A 16568-nucleotide genomic window follows, 5' to 3' on the forward strand; every position below is an offset into this window, starting at 1 on the left:
CCAAGCTCGGTGCTGCCCCGGTACGGGGCGTGCATGGGCAGGGAGACGGGTGCGGGCGGCCGGTGAGCAGCCGGGTCAGGGCTTGCGGTAGGCGGCGCTGTCGGCGGGGCCGAGCGAGGGATCCGGGCCTGCGTCTCCCTCCTCGTCGCCGTCGCCCGGGGGCACGCGGCACAGGTGCTCGGCGACGGCCGCGCAGGCGACGAGCACCGCACCCCCCGCCAGCGTCAGCACCATGGGAAGCCAGGTGTCGACCGGCGCCGGCACGCTGCGGCCGAGCAGCGAGAGTGCGAGACCGCCTCCGAAGCCGCCGAGCAGGCCTCCCACGATCTGGCCGGCACGGGCGGCCGCGAGCAGCCGCACCGCGTGGAACGGGTTCACGGCTCCCGGGCGCTTCTCCACGTTGCGCCGCAGGCGGATGCCGAAGACGAGCAGCACGACGCCGACGAGCACGAGCGTCACCGGGAGGGAGAGCGGCGGCGAGAACGGCGCCTGCCCGCGCCCCGAGAGCGCGAACTGCACGACGAGGCCGACGGCCGCCCCCATCGCCGCTGCGGCGAGCGAGGCGAGCGGGTTCATCCGCTCAAAACCGCGCATCGCCGGCCTCGTCGATCCTGCGGGTGGTGTCGCCGATGCGTGCGAGCAGTTCGGCGACCCTGCCGTGCCCCATCAGCACGGCGTCGGGGTCGAGGTCGAGCCACGGCGAGAGCACGAAGTCGCGCTCGTGGGCGCGCGGGTGCGGCACGGTCAGGCGGTCGTCCGCGATCGCGCGACCCCCGTAGAGCACGAGATCGATGTCGAGGGTGCGATCCCCCCAGTGCACGTCGCGCACGCGCCCGTGGCTGGCCTCGATCCGCTGCATCGCGTCGAGCAGCGCGTGCGGTTCGAGCGTCGTCTCGGCGAGCGCGACGCCGTTCAGGTATCGCGGCGCATCGGGGTCGGGGCCGTGCGTGGTGAGGGCGATGGTCTCGCGCAGCGGCGAGGCGCGGAACGCCGAGACGCCCGGCACGGCGGCGAGCTCCCGCTGCGCCGCACGAATGGTCTCGCCCCTGTCGCCCAGATTGGCGCCGAACGCGAAGAGTACGGGCACGATCCGAGCGATCACCACCGGCCTCCCTGCCCTCGCACGATGCTCACCGACACGTCGGAGAAGACCGCGTCGATCGGCGCGTCCGGCTTGTGCACCGTGATGCTCGCCTCCCGCACTCCGGGGAATCCGAGCGCCACCTGTGCGACGCGCTCGGCCAGGGTCTCGATCAGGTCGACGGGATCCCTGCGCACGGCCTCGACGATCGCATCGGCGAGCTCGCCGTAGTGCACGGTGCGCTCGAGCGCATCGCCCGCCGCGGCCGGCCGGAGGTCGACCTCGACCTCGGCGTCGATCAGGAAGCGCTGCCCCCGCTCCCGCTCGAAGTCGAAGACGCCGTGGTGCGCGAACACCTCGAGCCCGGTCAGGGTGATGCGGTCCCTCACGGCGGGTTCAGGAGCGGCGGTCGGTTCAGGTGCCGGTACCGGTGAAGGATCCGGGGACCGTGCCGGTTCAGGTGCCGCCGCTGGCGGCGAGGGATCCCCACCGCTCCATGCGCGCTCGACCGCGAGCGCCTGCGCCGTGGCGTCGACGTCGTGCACGCGCACACCCCACGCCCCGGCCCGGGCGACGAGAGTGCTCACCACGGCCGTCGCCAGATCCCGCTGCTCCGGCGAGACGGTGCGGCCGAGGCCGGCGGCGAGGGCTTCCGCGATCATCCGCTTCCGCGAGGCGCCGACGAGCACGCGGTGGCCGAGGGCGGAGAGCTCGTGGAGACGCCGCAGCAGTTCCCAGCACTGCTCGCCGGTCTTGTCGAAGCCGAGGCCCGGGTCGATGACGATGCGATTCGGGTCGACACCGGCGGCGATCGCTTCGCGCGCGAGCCCGGCGAGCGCGTCGCGCACCTCTGCGACCACGTCGTCGTATCCGGATCGCTCGTGCCGCGGGTCGGGGATCCCTCTCCAGTGCCCGATGATGTAGCTCGCCCCGTGCTCGGCCGAGGCCCATGCCGCCGCGGCATGCATCGCGGGGTCGTGCAGACCGCCCGAGACGTCGTTGATGTAGCGCGCGCCGGCGGCGACGGCCGCCTGCGCCGTCTCGGCGTGCAGCGTGTCGATCGAGACGGCGATGCCCTCTGCGGCGAGCGCGCGCACCACTGGCAGCACGCGCCGCAGCTCCTCCTCGCGCGGCACCGGCTCGGCTCCGGGCCGCGTCGACTCGCCGCCGACGTCGACGATGTCGGCGCCGAGCTCGACGAGCCGTCGGCCGTGCGCCACCGCAGCCTCGGCGGAGAGATAGCTGCCGCCGTCGCTGAACGAGTCCGGCGTGACGTTGAGCACGCCCATGACGAGCACGCCGCGCTCAGGCATCGCGGCCGCCGATCAGGGCGAAGACGGCGGCCTGCTCCGCTGGACGGGCGAGGGATCCGCGCGCCGCGACGGTGATCGCGCGGGCGCCGGTCTGGCGCACACCGCGGTCGGCCACGCACCCGTGCGTCGCCTCGAGCACCACGAGCACGCCCTGGGGGCCGATCGCGGCATCGATGGCCGCGGCGATCTGCTCGCCCAGCCGCTCCTGCACCTGGGGCCGCGCGGCGAGCGAGGCGACCACGCGCGGCAGCGCGCTCAGGCCGACGACCCGCTCCCCCGGGCGGTAGGCGACGTGCGCGCGCCCTCGGAACGGCAGCAGGTGGTGCTCGCAGACCGACCGCAGCTCGATGTCGCGCATCAGCACGAGTTCGCCCGACTGGTCGCCCACCGGCACGGAGTCTGCGAGGAAGGCACAGGGATCCTCGCCCATTCCGGAGAAGAACTCGGCGTAGGCGTCGGCGACACGGCCCGGCGTTCCCGCGAGCTCCTCGCTCGCCGGATCGGCGCCGATCGCGGCCAGCAGCTCGCGCACCGCCGCTGCGATGCGCGGACGGTCCACTCCCTCAGCCATGCGCGCTACCGGTCGTCGTCGCGGTCGGGAACACCGAGGTTGCGGGGCGGCAGGCCGGTCCCGCCCTGCGAGGGGTTCGCGGGGTGCTGAGCGTCGCTCCCGGCGCCCGTCCCGTCCGAGGTCGGCGCGGGCGGGGTCTGGGCGGGAGGCGCCTCGCCTGCTGCACCCTCGGTCGAGGTCTGCCCCGCGACGCCCGCGGCGCTCTCGCCCGCGGCGGCACTGCCGTCCGCGGGTTTCGCCGCGTCGCCCTCGGATGCTGCCTCACCGGCCGCGGGCTTCACCTCGACATCGTCGGCGTTCGCCCGTTCGCCGTCGGTGCGCACCGCGACCGGCACCTCGATCGGGGGTCGGTCCGAGATCGGCCGGTCCGTGCTCGAGAGCCAGACGGGCCGCTCGGGCAGCTTCTTCACGTCGCGGAAGATCTCGGCGATCTGGATGTGGTCGAGCGTCTCCTTCTCGAGCAGCTCGCGCGCCAGGTTGTCGAGAATGTCGCGGTTCATCACCAGCACCTCGTAGGCCTCGTTGTGCGCCTGCTCGAGCAGGGCGCGCACCTCGCTGTCGATCGTCACCGCGACGCCTTCGGAGTAGTCTCGGCTCTGCCCGAACTCGCCCATGAAGGCACCGGGCTGCGCCTGTCCGAGCTTCACGGGGCCGACGGTGGTGGTCATACCGTACTCGGTGACCATCTTGCGCGCCGTGCCGGTGGCCTTCTCGATGTCGTTGCCCGCGCCCGTGGTGGGGTCGTGGAACACGAGCTCCTCGGCGACGCGGCCGCCGAGCGCGTAGGCAAGCTGATCCTGCAACTCGTTGCGGGTCACCGAGTACTTGTCCTCGAGCGGGATGACCATCGTGTAGCCCAGCGCCCGACCTCTCGGCAGGATCGTGATCTTCGTGACGGGGTCGGTGTGGTTCAGCCCGGCGGCGACGAGCGCGTGACCGCCCTCGTGGTAGGCCGTGATGAGCTTCTCGCGATCCTTCATGACGCGGGTGCGGCGCTGGGGGCCGGCGATCACGCGATCGATGGCCTCATCGAGGGCGCGGTTGTCGATGAGCTGCGCGTTCGATCGCGCGGTCAGCAGCGCCGCCTCGTTGAGCACGTTCGCGAGATCGGCGCCGGAGAAGCCGGGCGTCTTGCGTGCGACGACCTCGAGGTCGACGCTCTGCGACAGCGGCTTGCCCTTCGAGTGCACCTGCAGGATCTTGAGGCGACCCGGCATGTCGGGGGCGTCGACGCCGATCTGCCGGTCGAAGCGGCCCGGGCGCAGCAGCGCGGGGTCGAGCATGTCGGGCCGGTTGGTCGCCGCGATCATGATGACGTTGGTCTTGGGGTCGAAGCCGTCCATCTCGACGAGCAGCTGGTTGAGCGTCTGCTCGCGCTCGTCGTGACCGCCGCCCATGCCCTGCCCGCGACGCTGACCGACGGCGTCGATCTCGTCGACGAAGATGATGGCGGGCGCGTTGGCCTTCGCCTCCTTGAAGAGGTCGCGCACGCGGCTCGCGCCGACGCCGACGAACATCTCCACGAAGTCGGAGCCGGAGATCGAGTAGAAGGGCACACCGGCCTCGCCTGCCACGGCGCGGGCGAGCAGCGTCTTGCCCGTGCCGGGCGGGCCGTAGAGCAGCACGCCCTTCGGAATGCGAGCCCCGACGGCCTGGAAGCGCGAGGCGTCTTGCAGGAAGTCCTTGATCTCGTGCAGCTCCTCGACCGCCTCGTCGGCTCCGGCGACATCCGCGAAGGTGACCTGCGGCATGTCCTTGGACATCAGCTTGGCCTTGTTCTTGCCGAACTGCATGACGCCGCGACCGCCGCCCTGCATGGAGGAGAGCATCCACCAGATCAGCAGGCCGATGAGCAGCATCGGAAGGAGGAAGCCGAGCAGCGACCAGATCGGGTTGGGCTGCGGCACCTTGTCGGTGAAGCCGTCCTTGGGCTTCGCCTCGTCGATCGCGGCGACCACGTCGGCGCCGCGCTGCTCCACGTAGTAGAAGTAGACCTTGGCGGTGCCGGTCTTCTTGTCGGTCTTCGCGAGTTCGAGGTTGACGCGCTGATCGCCGTCGACGATCTCGGCCTTCTTCACCTGCTCGCTCGAGATCATCTCGAGTCCGCGCTCGGTCGTCACCTCACGGGTGTCGCCGCCCGAGAGCAGCGACCAGCCGAGCAGCACGATCAGCGGTGCGAGGACCAGGTAGAGCAGCGGGCCGCGCAGCAGCTTCCGGGTCTTCGACGTGCTCTTCGTTGATTTCTCTGCCAAGTCGGCGCCTTTCGAGATGACCGTGCCGGGACGTCCAGCAGGAGCTAGCGTAACGAATGCCACTGACACCGGCCTGGAGCGGGGGCGTTTGTCCGCTCACGGCGCAGCCGGGGCCCAGGGGGCGAGGGATCCGCTCAGCCCTCCCCGCCGTAGACGTGCGGTGCGAGGATCGCCACGTCGCGCAGGTTGCGGTAGTCCTCCGCGTAGTCGAGGCCGTAGCCCACGACGAAGTCGACGGGGATGTCGAAGCCGTTGTACGCGACCTCGAGGTCGACCTTCATCGCGTCGGGCTTGCGCAGCATCGTGCAGATACGCACGGACCTCGCGCCGCGGCTCTCCAGGTTCTCCTTCAGCCAGTGCAGAGTGAGGCCGGAGTCGATGATGTCCTCGACGATCAGCACGTCGCGGTCGGTGATATCGGAATCGAGGTCCTTCAGGATCTTCACGACGCCGCTCGACTTGGTGCCCGCGCCGTAGGAGGAGACGGCCATCCAGTCCATCTGCGCGTGGAACCGCAGCTCGCGGGCGAGATCCGCCATCACCATCACCGCGCCCTTGAGCACGCCGACGAGCAGCGGGGGCTCGTCGGCGTAGTCGGCTTCGATCTCGCGGGCCAGTTCGGCGAGGCGCGCGTGCAGTTCGGCCTCGGTGTGCAGCACGACGGAGAGCTCGTCTCCCAGGTGTTTCGCGTCCATGCGCTCCATTCTCCCACTGCTCGGCGGGGCGCGGAGGACGGGTCGCGTTCTCGCCCCCAGCGGGCGTCTGCTCGTTCGGATCGCACCCGTCGTTCGGACGGAATCGCGGGTTCTCGTCCGAATGACGGGTCAGATCCGACTCACGGGACGGTGGACGAGGACGGGGGCAGGCGAGGGATCGGGGCTCAGCGTGCGGTGAACACGAGGCGGCCCAGTTCGCGCCGCACCGATGCGCCCGGTACGTCGATCGGTCCCTGCCCGCGCCAGTCGGTGACGAGCCGCGCGACCGCGAGGGTGTGCTCCCGGCTGAGTTGCACCCCGAACTCCGCGCGGGCGATCGTCCGGATCATGCGGTGCCTGAGCGCCGGCGGGTTCGCCGCGAGCGCGGCGAGCGACACCGCGATCCCCGCCTCGGCGTGCTCCACGATCTCCTCGAGGGTTTCCTCGGCGAGCGCGTCCAAGGCGTCCGCGTCGTCGCGCGCGAGGTCGGCCGAGCGTGCGAGTGCCGCCGCGATCCCAGGCCCGAGCTCGCGCTCCAGCTCCGGCAGCACCCGCTCTCGCACGCGCACGCGTGCGTAGACGGGGTCGCCGTTGTGGGGGTCTCGCCAATACTCGAGCCCCAGCTCGCCGCAGGCTGCGAGGGTGGTCTGCCGGGTGATCGCGGGCCGTTCTCCGAGGAACGGCCGCAGCACGATCGCCCCCTCGGAGCCCGGGAGCGGCCGCCGCTGCGGAATGCCTGCGATGCTGCGCAGCCCCGATCCGCGCGCGAGGGCGAGCAGCACCTGCTCCGCCTGGTCGTCTCGGGTATGGGCGGTGAGGATCGCCGCCGCGCGCGTGCGCCCCGCCACGCGCGCGAAGGCTGCGTACCTGGCGTCGCGCGCGGCGGCCTCGGGCCCCTCGCCGCGCTCGCCTTCCACCCGCACGCGCTCCACGTGCACCGGGTCGAGGCCGAGCGCTGCGGCCTGCTCGGCCGCGCCCGCCGCGACCGATGCGGACTCCCGTTGCAGGCCGTGATCCACCACGACGGCGCCGGGCCTCAGGCCGACGCGCGGAGCCTCGTAGGCGACAGCGGCGGCGAGCGCGAGGGAGTCGGCCCCGCCCGAGAGCGCGACGAGCACGAGCGGGGGCGACGCGCCCCGCCCGGCTTCCGGGGCGCGCTCGGTCAGCCACCCGCGAAGCGCGCGCCGCGCCGACGCCCTGGTCTCGAGAACCGCCCGCTGCACCATGCCCCCACGGTAGCGCCTCACCGGGACGAGCCGCCCTCGACCACCGGTGCCGCGCAGCGCGCAGCGCCCGGCTCGCGGGCCGCCCTAGGGCGCCCGCGCAGTCGTACCGGCGCCCCCGCAGCTCGATGGGTCGCCACCCGGTATCGGCGGCCTCGCTCCCGGCCCCGCATGGGTACCGAGGTCAGCGCGCGGAAGCGTCTGGAGATCGAGCGGGTACGCTAGAGCCGTGCTCCGGCGCGCCAGGCGGCCGGATCGTGCACGCCACCTTCTCACACCGCTAGGAGCTCCATATGGCCGCAGCATTCGACGCCGTCATCGAAATCCCGAAGGGCAGCCGCAACAAGTACGAGGTCGACCACGAGACCGGTCGCGTCTACCTCGACCGCGTGCTCTACACGGGCTTCGTCTACCCCACCGACTACGGTTTCTTCGAGGAGACCCTCGGCGAGGACGGCGATCCGCTCGACGTGCTCGTGCTGCTCGACTACCCGGTGTTCCCCGGCGTCGGCGTCAAGGTGCGCCCCGTCGGCGTGCTCAAGATGAGCGACGAGGCCGGCGGCGACGACAAGGTCATCGCGGTGCAGCACAAGGATCCGCGCTGGGCGCACATCCAGGACGTCGCGGACATCCCGGAGTACACCCGCAAGGAGATCGAGCACTTCTTCGAGCACTACAAGGATCTCGAGCCCGGCAAGTGGGTCAAGGTCGATGCCTGGGGTTCGGCGGCCGACGCCGAGCAGCTCATCGTCGAAGCTCAGGAGCGCCTCAAGGCCGAGGGGCATTGAGTGCGGCGGGGCGCGCGCCCCGCATGAAAGAGGGGGTGAGGGATCCGCGGATCCCTCACCCCCTCTTTCGCATCGCCCGCAGCGGACTCGGCCGCGAACGTCCCGATCAGAAGTTGATGTAGTAGGCCGGGTTGACGAAGCCGTACCAGCCGTTGTCCTGGTTGGGGCGCATCTCGAAGTGCAGATGGCAGCCGGTGCTCGCGCCGGTCGTGCCGACGTAACCGATGACCTGACCGGCCCCGACCGGCTGTCCGGGCGACACGACTGCCCAGCCGATCATGTGCGCGTAGCGGGTCTGCCAGCCGTTCGGGTGGTTCACGCTGACCATGTTGCCGCCACCGCCGCCGTCCCAGTAGGTGAGCGCCACCACGCCCGGGGCTGCCGATACGATCGGCGTGCCGCATCCCGTGGCGAGGTCGATGCCCGTGTGGTTGCGGGGGTACGCGCCGAAGCCCTCGGAGACGTAGTAGCCGGAGGTCGGGATCACCCAGCCGTTGCTGACGCCTCCGCCGCCGCCCCCGCCACCGCCGGGCGGCGGTGCCACGACGCCGCCTCCTCCACCACCGCCGCCGGCGTTGGCCTCGGCTGCGCGGCGGGCGGCCTCCTCCGCGGCGGCGCGGCGCTGCTCCTCCTCGATGCGCAGGCGCTCCTGGTATCCGGCGACCGTCTTGGTGGTCGTGTCCTTGAGCGCCTCGAGCTTGACCTCGAGGTCACGCTGCTGCTCCTCCTGCTGCCGCACCAGCTCGCCCTGGCTGGTCACCGCCTCGGCGGCCGCGGCCTCCTTCTGCTCCTTGTCCTGGCGCAGCACCTCGCGCTCCTCCTCGGCGGCCTTCGCCTGCTTGCCGAGCGAGTCCGCGGTGTTGGCCGCCTGCTCGGCCTCCTCCGAGAGCTGGGTGTTGCGCTCGGTGGCCTTCGACATCGAGGCGAGCCGTTCGAGCAGCGCATCGGCCGTCTCGCCGTCGGAGTCGAGGAAGAGCTCCATGCTGCGGTCGACGCCGCCCGAGCGGTACATCTGCGCGACGATCACGCCGGCCTGCTCGGCGGCGCGGTCAGCCTCCTCGCGGCTGGCCGCGGCCTGCTCATTGAGCGTCTGGGCCTTCGCAGCGGCTGCGGCGAGCGCGGCCTCGGCCTCCTGGAGTTCCTGGATGGTGGTCGCGTGCAGGTTGCGCAGGCGCTCGAGCTCCTTCTCGCCGGCGGCGATCAGCCCTTCGATCTCCTTGACCTTCGCCGCGGCGCTGGCCTGGTTGTTCTTCGCCTGCTGCACATCGTCCCACGTCGGGAGATCGACGGCCTGAGCCGGGGTCGCCGCGCCCTGCCCGCCGACCAGCATCGCGCCGACCAGCAGCGTCGCTCCCACGGCTCCGAGAATGCTCCTCAGCCTGCGTCGTCCCCGGTCTACCATCGCGTCATACACCCCTCTCGCGGGATTCTCCCCACAGACACGCTAGCATCGTCGCTCGCGCGGGGCTCGGAGAATAACATCCGCCGCGTGCGGCGAGGCATTCCGCGCCGCCCTCCTCAGCGGGCGCGCGACCCCGCGACAACCCCGGCGCTCGCGGCGATCACGAGCAGCATGGCGAGCAGTTGCAGCGGCTCGAGACGCTGGTGCAGCACGACGAATCCGGCGAGCGCGGCGACCGCGGGGCCGAGGCTGGAGAGCACGCCGAACACCCGCGACGACATGCGCTTCAGCGAGACGAACTCGAGCGTGTAGGGGACCGCCGAGGTGAGCAGGGCGAGGCCGAGGAACGCGAGGATCAGCGAGGGATCCACGGCCATCGCCGCGATCGCCTCTCCCACGCCGAAGGGAGCGATGACGAGCGCAGCCACCACGCTCGCCGCTGCGAGCCCGTCGACGCCGCGAACGCGCGGGCCGAGCATGGCTGAGCAGAGGATGTAGAGCGCCCAGAAAGCAGCCGCGACGAGGGCGAAGAGCACGCCGACGGCTTCGAACGAGGGGCCTCCGCGGAGGCCGAGCAGCGCGACGCCGGCGACGGCGAGCACCACCCAGACCGCGTCGACGACTCGGCGGATGCCGATGGCGGCGACGGCGAGCGGGCCCATCAGCTCGATCGTCACGGCGATACCGATCGGGATCTGCTGGATGGCGAGATAGATGAAGAGGTTCATGCCGCCGAGGCCGATGCCGAGCAGCACGACGCCCAGCCAGGTGCGACGGCTCCAGCCGCGCATCCTCGGGCGCACGACGAGCGCGAGTATCGCGGCGGCGAAGCAGAGGCGGCAGGCGGCCGCCCCGAACGGTCCGACGGCGTCGAAGAGGGATCCCACCAGCGCGTTGCCGAACTGCACGCTGAAGATGGCGAGGATCGCGAGTGCGCTGGGCGGGATGCGCTGCAGCGGCGCGAGGGAGGAGGCCACGGAAGAGCACTCTACTCCGGGTCACGGGGCTGACGCGCGAACGCGCGCCCCACGGGTGAGCTGCGCGGGCCGGTGCTCAGCGGCACCGGCCCGCGAGAGGCTCAGAGAGCGCGGATGTCAGCCGCCTGCGGGCCCTTGGGGCCCTCCTCGGTCTCGAACTCCACGCGCTGGTTCTCTTCCAGGCTGCGGTAGCCCGAACCCGAGATCGCGCTGAAGTGCGCGAACACGTCTCGCGAGCCGTCATCGGGAGCGATGAAGCCGAAGCCCTTTTCGGAGTTGAACCATTTGACGGTGCCAGTTGCCATAGCGCCTTTCCTTACAGTGTCGTGGACCGCGTCAGCGGCCCGGATGACCGCGACGGCGATGCCGACACGGAGTCTGGGGCGTCGCCCTGGAGGCGGCGCAGGGGCAACGTGAGGCGAGCGGCCGAGTGATCCGGGCCGCGAGAGTCACGCGCGAAGAAGATGAGAAATCGATCCGATTGAGAAGAGCGGCTGAGCCGCCTGGAAAACAAGAAACTGAGTGCGACGCCGAGCAATACGGCGATCGTTGAACGGGAACTGCACTCGATTCTTCGGTGCTTCTCGATAAGCCTACACGTCGAGGCTCAGAACGGAACCCCCGTCTCCCGCTCTTTCCCGTCTTCTCCCCATTTCCGGTTCGTCGACTCTCGGCGGTGCGACGGCGCGGCGTCAGCTCTCCTCGTCGGGCGTCGGCGTCTTCTCCCCCGTCTCGGGATGCCGCACGAGCCCGGGATCCTCCTCGCCGTATCGAGGGTTCACTCCCGATCCGGCGCGACCGTAGTCGACGGTCGAGCCGTCGAGTATCGGACGGTCCTGCGTCTTGCCCCCTGATGGTGCGCTCGCGGTGCCGTGACCGTTCTGCGCCTCGGTCTCGGTGGCCTCGTGAACATCATGCTCTTCGTTCTCAGACATATTCGACCTCCTCAGTGATCCGGTGTGGTCTGGATCTCCACGGTACGCGCGGCTCTCGGAGAGGACAGGGCGTTGACGCGAGGCAGGAGAAGAGGCTATACGGAGACGTCTCACAGCGTCGCGAGCCGGGCGCGGAAGACGCAGAACACGCCGTACACGATGAAGCCCGCCCCGATCACGAGCATGACGGCCTCGCCGAACGGCAGACCTCGGAGCGACCCGACCGCGGCGTCGAGCGCGCCGGCCGCTTCGGGGTCCCGCTGCACGGTCGCGCTGATCAGCAGCCCTCCGACCGCGAGCAGCGCGATCCCTTTCGACACGAAGCCCACGGCCCCGAGTGCTGAGATCAGGCGCCCGGCTCGGCCCTGCGGAAGTCGCAACTGCTTCCGGAAGCTCCGCCCCACCCCCATCACGATCCAGACGATGCCCGCCACACCCACGCCTGCACCCGCGAGTCCGAGCAGCGCCCATCCGCCCGGGAGCCCCAGCAGCCCGCGGCTGGCCTCCTGGGCGCTCTCATCCGGGTCGGGCCTAGCCCCGACTGCGATGACCGCGGCGATGCCGCCCATGACGATGAAAGCGCAGGCCTGCCCCCACTCCGACAGCCGGCGGCCCCAGCGCTCCCGCCGCGATTCCCGGCGCAGCGCGAAGCCGTGGACCCCGTGGAAGGCGCCCAGCGCACCGAGCAGCACGACGATCGCCCAGAGCACCGCGAGCCCCAGCGGCACCGATGCGATCGCCTCCAGAGCGCCGGCCTGATCAGCGCGCGCCCGACCCCCCTGCACCAGGGCAGCGATCACGAGCGAGCCGATGAGCACGTGGATGAGGCCGTTCGCGACGTAGCCGCCGCGGGCGAGCAGCCGGAACGGCGAGGAGCGCTCGGCCGAACGGGCCGCGGAGCGGATGCGCTCATCCATCGCGATCGCACCCCTCGCCGTCTGCGGCGCGGGAGGGCGTCGCCGGTCCCTCGCCCAGCACGGTCACCGACCGCTGCGCTCGGACGCCGACGGCAGCATCCCGTGCTCGATGCCCCATCGCACCGCCTGAGACCGCCGCTCGACGCCCATCTTGCGGTAGGCCGAGCGGATGTAGGACTTCAGGGAGTTCATGCTGATGTAGCTGCGGGCGGCGATCTCCGAGTTCGTGAAGCCCTGCGTGATGAGCGCCACGATCTCGGCCTCACGTACGCTGAGGCCCTGCGCCCGGCCGGGCCAATCGGCCCCCGGAGTCGAGAGCTCGGCTCCGGGCGCCGGAAGCGATCCTTTCCGGGCGACGGTGCTGCCGGCGGCCACGCGCTCCAGGGCCTCTACGAGCTCGGCAGCCGGCATCGTCTTACCGAGGTACCCGCGGCAGCCCTTCTCGAGGGCGGCGCGGACGAGCTCGTCATGGGTGTTCCAGGAGTAGACCACCACCGCTCCCGCCAACGGGTCCGCGAGCACCGCATCGATGTCATCCTGGTCGGGCTGCACCCCCGCGAAGGTGTCGTACAGGGTCACATCGACGGGACGCTTCGCCTCGACGCCGATATCGGCCTCGACGATGCGCACGCGATCGGCGAACGGCCTGAGCATAGCCCCGAGACCGGCGAGCACGACCTCGTAGTCGTTGAGCAGGCGCAAGCGCAGGGGATCTCGGTGCACACCTTGAGTATAGGGAGTTCGAGGGCGGCAGCGGGGGCTCCGATACCCCCGGTTTCCGCGTGATTCTAAGGGACCTGCGGCGTCGAGAACACACCCCCAGGGGTGAGGCGACGATCGGTACTGTCGGCGCTGCAGCTCTTCTTCTCGCGCGCTCCGACGGCTCCGACGGATGGGCCGCCGGGGCGGCGCTGCGCCAGTCGAACCGCACGACCACGACACACGAAAGCTCTCTTGGGAACACTCAGCTACGGCAAGAAACAGCGCTACGAGTTCGACGATCGCACCCTCGAGCATCTTCGTGTCGTCATCACGGCACGACTGCGGAAGCGGGAATCGTTCTTCCTCACCTGGACGCCGTGCGACGGCAGGAGCAGTCCGGTCTCGCTGTGGATCACCCCGTCGGTTCCGATAGTCTTCCACTCCTCCTCCCGGGAACGGATCGTGCTCTCGCGCCGCTGGGTGGAGCAGCTCATGCGGGCGTCGTACTCCGAGCACGGGCTCGTGCTCATGCCCGAGCCCGGCCCCGACCGGAGCGCGCTCCCGCAGGGCGCCGAGGAGTCAGGGCGCGGGCAGGCGTAGGATGCGATCGTCTTGCGGCGAGGGATCGCCGCGGCCGTCGGTGTTGCCCGTGACCATCCAGAGCCGCCCGTCGGGCGCGACCGCGATGTCGCGGATGCGACCGTATTCGCCCGCGTAGTGCACCACGGATGAGGCGGGGGCGTCGAGGGGCACCTCGCGGAGGGAAGCGCCGCGCAGATTGGCGATCCAGATGCTGCCCTCATGGGTGGCGATGCCGCTCGGACTCGCATTCGCCGGCTCCCACTGCTGCACGGGGTCGATGTACCTCGCGTCTCCTGAGAGGCCTTCGGCCTCCGGCCAGCCGTAGTCGCCGCCCGCCTCGATCACGTTCAGCTCGTCCCAGGTGTTCTGCCCGAACTCAGAGGCGTACATCGTGCCGTCTTCGGCCCAGGCGATGCCCTGGGGGTTGCGATGTCCGTAGCTGTAGACGTGAGAGCCCTCGAACGGGTTGTCGCTTGGTACCCCGCCGTCGGGGGTCATGCGCAGGATCTTGCCCGCGAGCGAGTCGAGATCCTGCGCATGGTCGGTGTCGCCGGCGTCTCCCGTCGTCGCGTAGAGCATGCCGTCCGGGCCGAAGGCGATGCGGCCGCCGTTGTGATTGGTGCCGGCGGGGATGCCTGAGAGGACTGGCTCGGGGTCTCCTGCCGCGAGGCTCGATCCCTCGCCGATGAGCGGGTAGCGCACGATGCGGTTCTCGTCGCCGAACGTGGCGTAGGCGTAGAGGTGATCGTCGCGCACCGCGAGCCCGAGCAGCCCGCCCTCGACGCGGTGGGTGCTGTCCACGGTGACGAGTTCGACGACCTCGCCCTCGGGATCGAGCAGGAGGATGCGCCCGGAGTCGCGCTCGCTGAGGATCGGCGTGCCCTCGTGGAACACCACCGACCACGGCGCCTCCAACCCCGACACGACGGGGGCGGGGGCGGAGAGGGCCTCAGCCCCCGACTCGGGTTCGGAGCCGCCTCCCGTGGGTGCCGGCTCGCCCCCGGCCTCCCCGGCGCAGCCGCCGAGAACTCCGGCGAGTGCGAGCGCCGCCGCGACCGCGACCGCCCTCGCGGCCGCCCGCGGCGGGGCGGGGCCGCACGCCCCTCCCCTCGCGACCGCCGCCGCTCCGCTCCTCCGATCCCTCATCGCGTCGCCTCCCTCACCTCTTCGTGCCGGCCGGTCGCTCCCGCACTGGTGCCGGTGCCGGTGCCGGTCGACCATGGTGCCACGCTACCCCGCGCCTCTGACAGACACGAGGTACGCTCGGGCTGAGGCAGCAAGGAGGGCGTGATGAGCAGCTTGGGCGAGACGATCGAGGTATTCACCGCCGCCGCGCGCTGGACCGGCGAGCTGGTGCGTGACCTGCCTGAGGCCGCCTGGAGCGGCCCGGGCCTCGGCGACTGGGACATGCGCGCACTCGTCGGGCATACGAGCCGTGCGCTGCTCACCGTGGAAGAGTACCTTCGAACACCGGCTGACCGCGCGGACGCCGCGAGCGCGGCCGAGTACTACGCGCGCGTCGGAGCGATCCCGAATGCCAACCCCGACGCCGTGCTGCGGCGAGGGATCGATGCCGGCGCTGCGCTCGGAGCGGATCCCTCGCCCGCATTCGAGGCGATCGTGAATCGCGTCACGGGATCCCTGTCGGGAATCGATGACCGGTCGATCACGACGGTCGTGGGCGGGATGCGGCTGAGCGACTACCTGCCCACCCGCACCTTCGAACTGATCGTGCACGGTCTCGACATCGCCCGCGCCTCGGGCCTGCCCGCCGCGCCGCCCCTCCCGGCGCTGCGCAGCACCCTGGAGCTGGCCGCGGGCCTCGCGCTCGATTCGGGAACCGGGGCCGAACTGCTGCTCGCGATCACCGGGCGCGGCGTTCTGCCCGCGGGGTTCTCGGTGCTGCCGTAACGCGGGCGCGTGCGGGTCGCTACAGGTCACTGCAGATGATCGAGGTTGCGGAGGGCGGAACCGTCATCGACGTAGCGCTCGCCGCGCACGGGGCGGCGCGAGGTGAGAAGCACGATCCCTCCGATGACGGCGATCGGTCCGAGCGAGAGGCCGGCCGGAGCGAAGCCCTCGGAGAGCGGCACGCCGAAGAAGAACTGAGGGATCGAGGCCGCGATCAGCGCGGCACCGCCCCACACGAGCCAGAGGCCGAGTCGGCGGCGCGGACGCTGCGGACCGTGCGGGCGGTGTGAGCGGCGCGAGCGCTGTGCGCGAGTCATACGCCGAGTCTAGGTGGGCCGCAAGCCGTTCGGGCACCTCGACGACCTAACGCGTACTCAGCCCTACACCTCGGAAGGTGCGGAATCAAGCCCCGAGACTTTCGATGTCATCCGGGTAAAAGCTGCGTAACATCGGAGATCTGCGGTCGCGATTCGCGTACCGTGGCAGATATCGCGGCGTTCCGAAGTGGTTTCGGTACCCGATTCATAGTCGGGGATGCGCGGGTTCGAATCCCGCCGTCGCGTCGAACGGCCGGGCCGGGCGGACTCTCGCCCCCGGATTGGGAGCCGTGTCCGATTCGGTCGAGCGCCGCAGTATCGCAGTAGTGGGGGCTCGATAGCGCTCCTATACCCATCTACTGCGTCATTGTCGCAACGCGCTCGCTGGACCAGCTGCGAACTCGACGACGAGTGGAAAAGTAAAGAACCCCCGCGATGTAGAAGCTACGCGGGGGTTCAGCAACGGTGTAATAGCCGTTACGTGGCTCCGACCGGCATCGATCCGGTGACCTTTCGATTTTCAGTGTGATCAGGGGTTCTTCAGCACTGTATATATGGGAGCGATCCGCAGAAACATGCGGTTTCAGTCAGTGAGTGTCAGTTGGTTTCAGTTGTTTTTCTTGGCAAGAATGGCCCAACGATGGCCCGGGCTGGCGCGCCCTCTCGTCAGCAGGCAGCATGCAGACATGCCAGTTAGTACCCTGCAGGTGAGGTTGTCGGAGGTATGACTTAGTGTTCGTAGTGAGGCTCGCACCCTGCGAGCGCAGAGAGGTATGGGTCTGGTGCAGGAACAGGTGACATCAAACATGGCTAGCCGAGAGGCTGGCCTGGAAGGATGTCATCATGCCCAAGCCCTTTCCCAAGGAATTCAGAGACGACGTGATCCGCGTTGCGGAGAACCG

Annotated in this window: 18 protein-coding genes and 1 tRNA gene; 4 read left to right on the forward strand and 15 right to left on the reverse strand. The window is 70.6% G+C overall.

What is annotated here, in order from left to right; all coding sequences use genetic code 11:
- Positions 1-75: 75 nt before the first annotated feature.
- From J4H91_RS09305 to tilS, 7 genes are all read right to left on the reverse strand, one after another.
- Positions 76-594: a DUF3180 family protein gene (locus J4H91_RS09305; protein WP_208045986.1), complete on the reverse strand. Its 519-nt coding sequence runs from the start codon at positions 592-594 to the stop codon at positions 76-78.
- On the reverse strand, positions 581-1102 hold the full coding sequence (gene folK / locus J4H91_RS09310; protein ID WP_208045987.1) for a 2-amino-4-hydroxy-6-hydroxymethyldihydropteridine diphosphokinase: 522 nt from the start codon (positions 1100-1102) through the stop codon (positions 581-583). The genes J4H91_RS09305 and folK overlap by 14 nt, the downstream gene beginning before the upstream one ends.
- The gene (folP, locus tag J4H91_RS09315; protein ID WP_243752837.1) at positions 1099-2394 is read right to left on the reverse strand and encodes a dihydropteroate synthase; all 1296 of its coding nucleotides are present in this window, start codon (positions 2392-2394) and stop codon (positions 1099-1101) included. The genes folK and folP overlap by 4 nt, the downstream gene beginning before the upstream one ends.
- Entirely contained in the window at positions 2387-2965 is a 579-nt protein-coding gene (folE, locus tag J4H91_RS09320) for a GTP cyclohydrolase I (RefSeq protein ID WP_208045988.1), read from the reverse strand. Before folE ends, folP begins: the two co-directional genes overlap by 8 nt.
- A gap of 5 nt (positions 2966-2970) precedes the next feature.
- Positions 2971-5217, reverse strand: a complete 2247-nt coding sequence (gene ftsH, locus J4H91_RS09325) for an ATP-dependent zinc metalloprotease FtsH (RefSeq protein WP_243752838.1) — start codon at positions 5215-5217, stop codon at positions 2971-2973.
- 134 nt (positions 5218-5351) lie between these two features.
- Positions 5352-5912, reverse strand: a complete 561-nt coding sequence (hpt, locus tag J4H91_RS09330) for a hypoxanthine phosphoribosyltransferase (protein WP_208045989.1) — start codon at positions 5910-5912, stop codon at positions 5352-5354.
- Between the two features lie 185 nt (positions 5913-6097).
- A complete protein-coding gene (gene tilS / locus J4H91_RS09335; protein ID WP_208045990.1) occupies positions 6098-7138 on the reverse strand; it encodes a tRNA lysidine(34) synthetase TilS in 1041 nt (346 codons plus the stop codon).
- 290 nt (positions 7139-7428) lie between these two features.
- Here tilS and ppa point away from each other — a divergent pair, with 290 nt between their 5' ends.
- Positions 7429-7923 (forward strand): inorganic diphosphatase, encoded by a 495-nt coding sequence (gene ppa, locus J4H91_RS09340; protein ID WP_208045991.1) that lies wholly within the window; start codon positions 7429-7431, stop codon positions 7921-7923.
- Positions 7924-8029: 106 nt separating this feature from the next.
- Here ppa and J4H91_RS09345 read toward each other — a convergent pair whose 3' ends face one another.
- From J4H91_RS09345 to J4H91_RS09370, 6 genes are all read right to left on the reverse strand, one after another.
- Complete coding sequence (locus J4H91_RS09345) at positions 8030-9280, reverse strand: peptidoglycan DD-metalloendopeptidase family protein (protein WP_341783500.1); 1251 nt, start codon at positions 9278-9280, stop codon at positions 8030-8032.
- A 161-nt stretch (positions 9281-9441) separates the two neighbouring features.
- A complete protein-coding gene (locus J4H91_RS09350; protein ID WP_341783501.1) occupies positions 9442-10302 on the reverse strand; it encodes an EamA family transporter in 861 nt (286 codons plus the stop codon).
- Positions 10303-10403: 101 nt separating this feature from the next.
- Positions 10404-10607 carry a cold-shock protein gene (locus tag J4H91_RS09355; protein WP_208045993.1) on the reverse strand — a complete coding sequence of 68 codons (204 nt, stop codon included), beginning with the start codon at positions 10605-10607 and terminating at the stop codon, positions 10404-10406.
- A 387-nt stretch (positions 10608-10994) separates the two neighbouring features.
- Positions 10995-11237, reverse strand: a complete 243-nt coding sequence (locus J4H91_RS09360; RefSeq protein WP_208045994.1) for a hypothetical protein — start codon at positions 11235-11237, stop codon at positions 10995-10997.
- A gap of 110 nt (positions 11238-11347) precedes the next feature.
- The gene (locus J4H91_RS09365; protein ID WP_208045995.1) at positions 11348-12154 is read right to left on the reverse strand and encodes a DUF1206 domain-containing protein; all 807 of its coding nucleotides are present in this window, start codon (positions 12152-12154) and stop codon (positions 11348-11350) included.
- A 63-nt stretch (positions 12155-12217) separates the two neighbouring features.
- The gene (locus J4H91_RS09370) at positions 12218-12877 is read right to left on the reverse strand and encodes a LuxR C-terminal-related transcriptional regulator (RefSeq protein WP_208045996.1); all 660 of its coding nucleotides are present in this window, start codon (positions 12875-12877) and stop codon (positions 12218-12220) included.
- Positions 12878-13108: 231 nt separating this feature from the next.
- On the opposite strand from J4H91_RS09370, the gene J4H91_RS09375 reads away from it, so the two are divergent.
- Positions 13109-13456 carry a DUF7882 family protein gene (locus tag J4H91_RS09375; protein WP_208045997.1) on the forward strand — a complete coding sequence of 116 codons (348 nt, stop codon included), beginning with the start codon at positions 13109-13111 and terminating at the stop codon, positions 13454-13456.
- Here J4H91_RS09375 and J4H91_RS09380 read toward each other — a convergent pair.
- Positions 13436-14584: a PQQ-dependent sugar dehydrogenase gene (locus J4H91_RS09380; protein ID WP_208045998.1), complete on the reverse strand. Its 1149-nt coding sequence runs from the start codon at positions 14582-14584 to the stop codon at positions 13436-13438. The genes J4H91_RS09375 and J4H91_RS09380 overlap by 21 nt on opposite strands.
- 144 nt (positions 14585-14728) lie before the next feature.
- On the opposite strand from J4H91_RS09380, the gene J4H91_RS09385 reads away from it, so the two are divergent.
- Positions 14729-15349, forward strand: coding sequence for a maleylpyruvate isomerase N-terminal domain-containing protein (locus J4H91_RS09385; protein WP_208045999.1), 621 nt, complete (start codon positions 14729-14731; stop codon positions 15347-15349).
- Positions 15350-15375: 26 nt separating this feature from the next.
- Here the strand turns inward: J4H91_RS09385 and J4H91_RS09390 are convergent, their stop codons facing one another.
- Positions 15376-15666, reverse strand: a complete 291-nt coding sequence (locus tag J4H91_RS09390; RefSeq protein ID WP_208046000.1) for a hypothetical protein — start codon at positions 15664-15666, stop codon at positions 15376-15378.
- Positions 15667-15839: 173 nt separating this feature from the next.
- On the opposite strand from J4H91_RS09390, the gene J4H91_RS09395 reads away from it, so the two are divergent.
- Positions 15840-15912, forward strand: a tRNA-Met gene (locus J4H91_RS09395).
- Positions 15913-16568 lie beyond the last annotated feature (656 nt).

The organism is Leucobacter ruminantium (assembly GCF_017565705.1).
In the GTDB taxonomy this organism is placed as follows: domain Bacteria; phylum Actinomycetota; class Actinomycetes; order Actinomycetales; family Microbacteriaceae; genus Leucobacter; species Leucobacter ruminantium.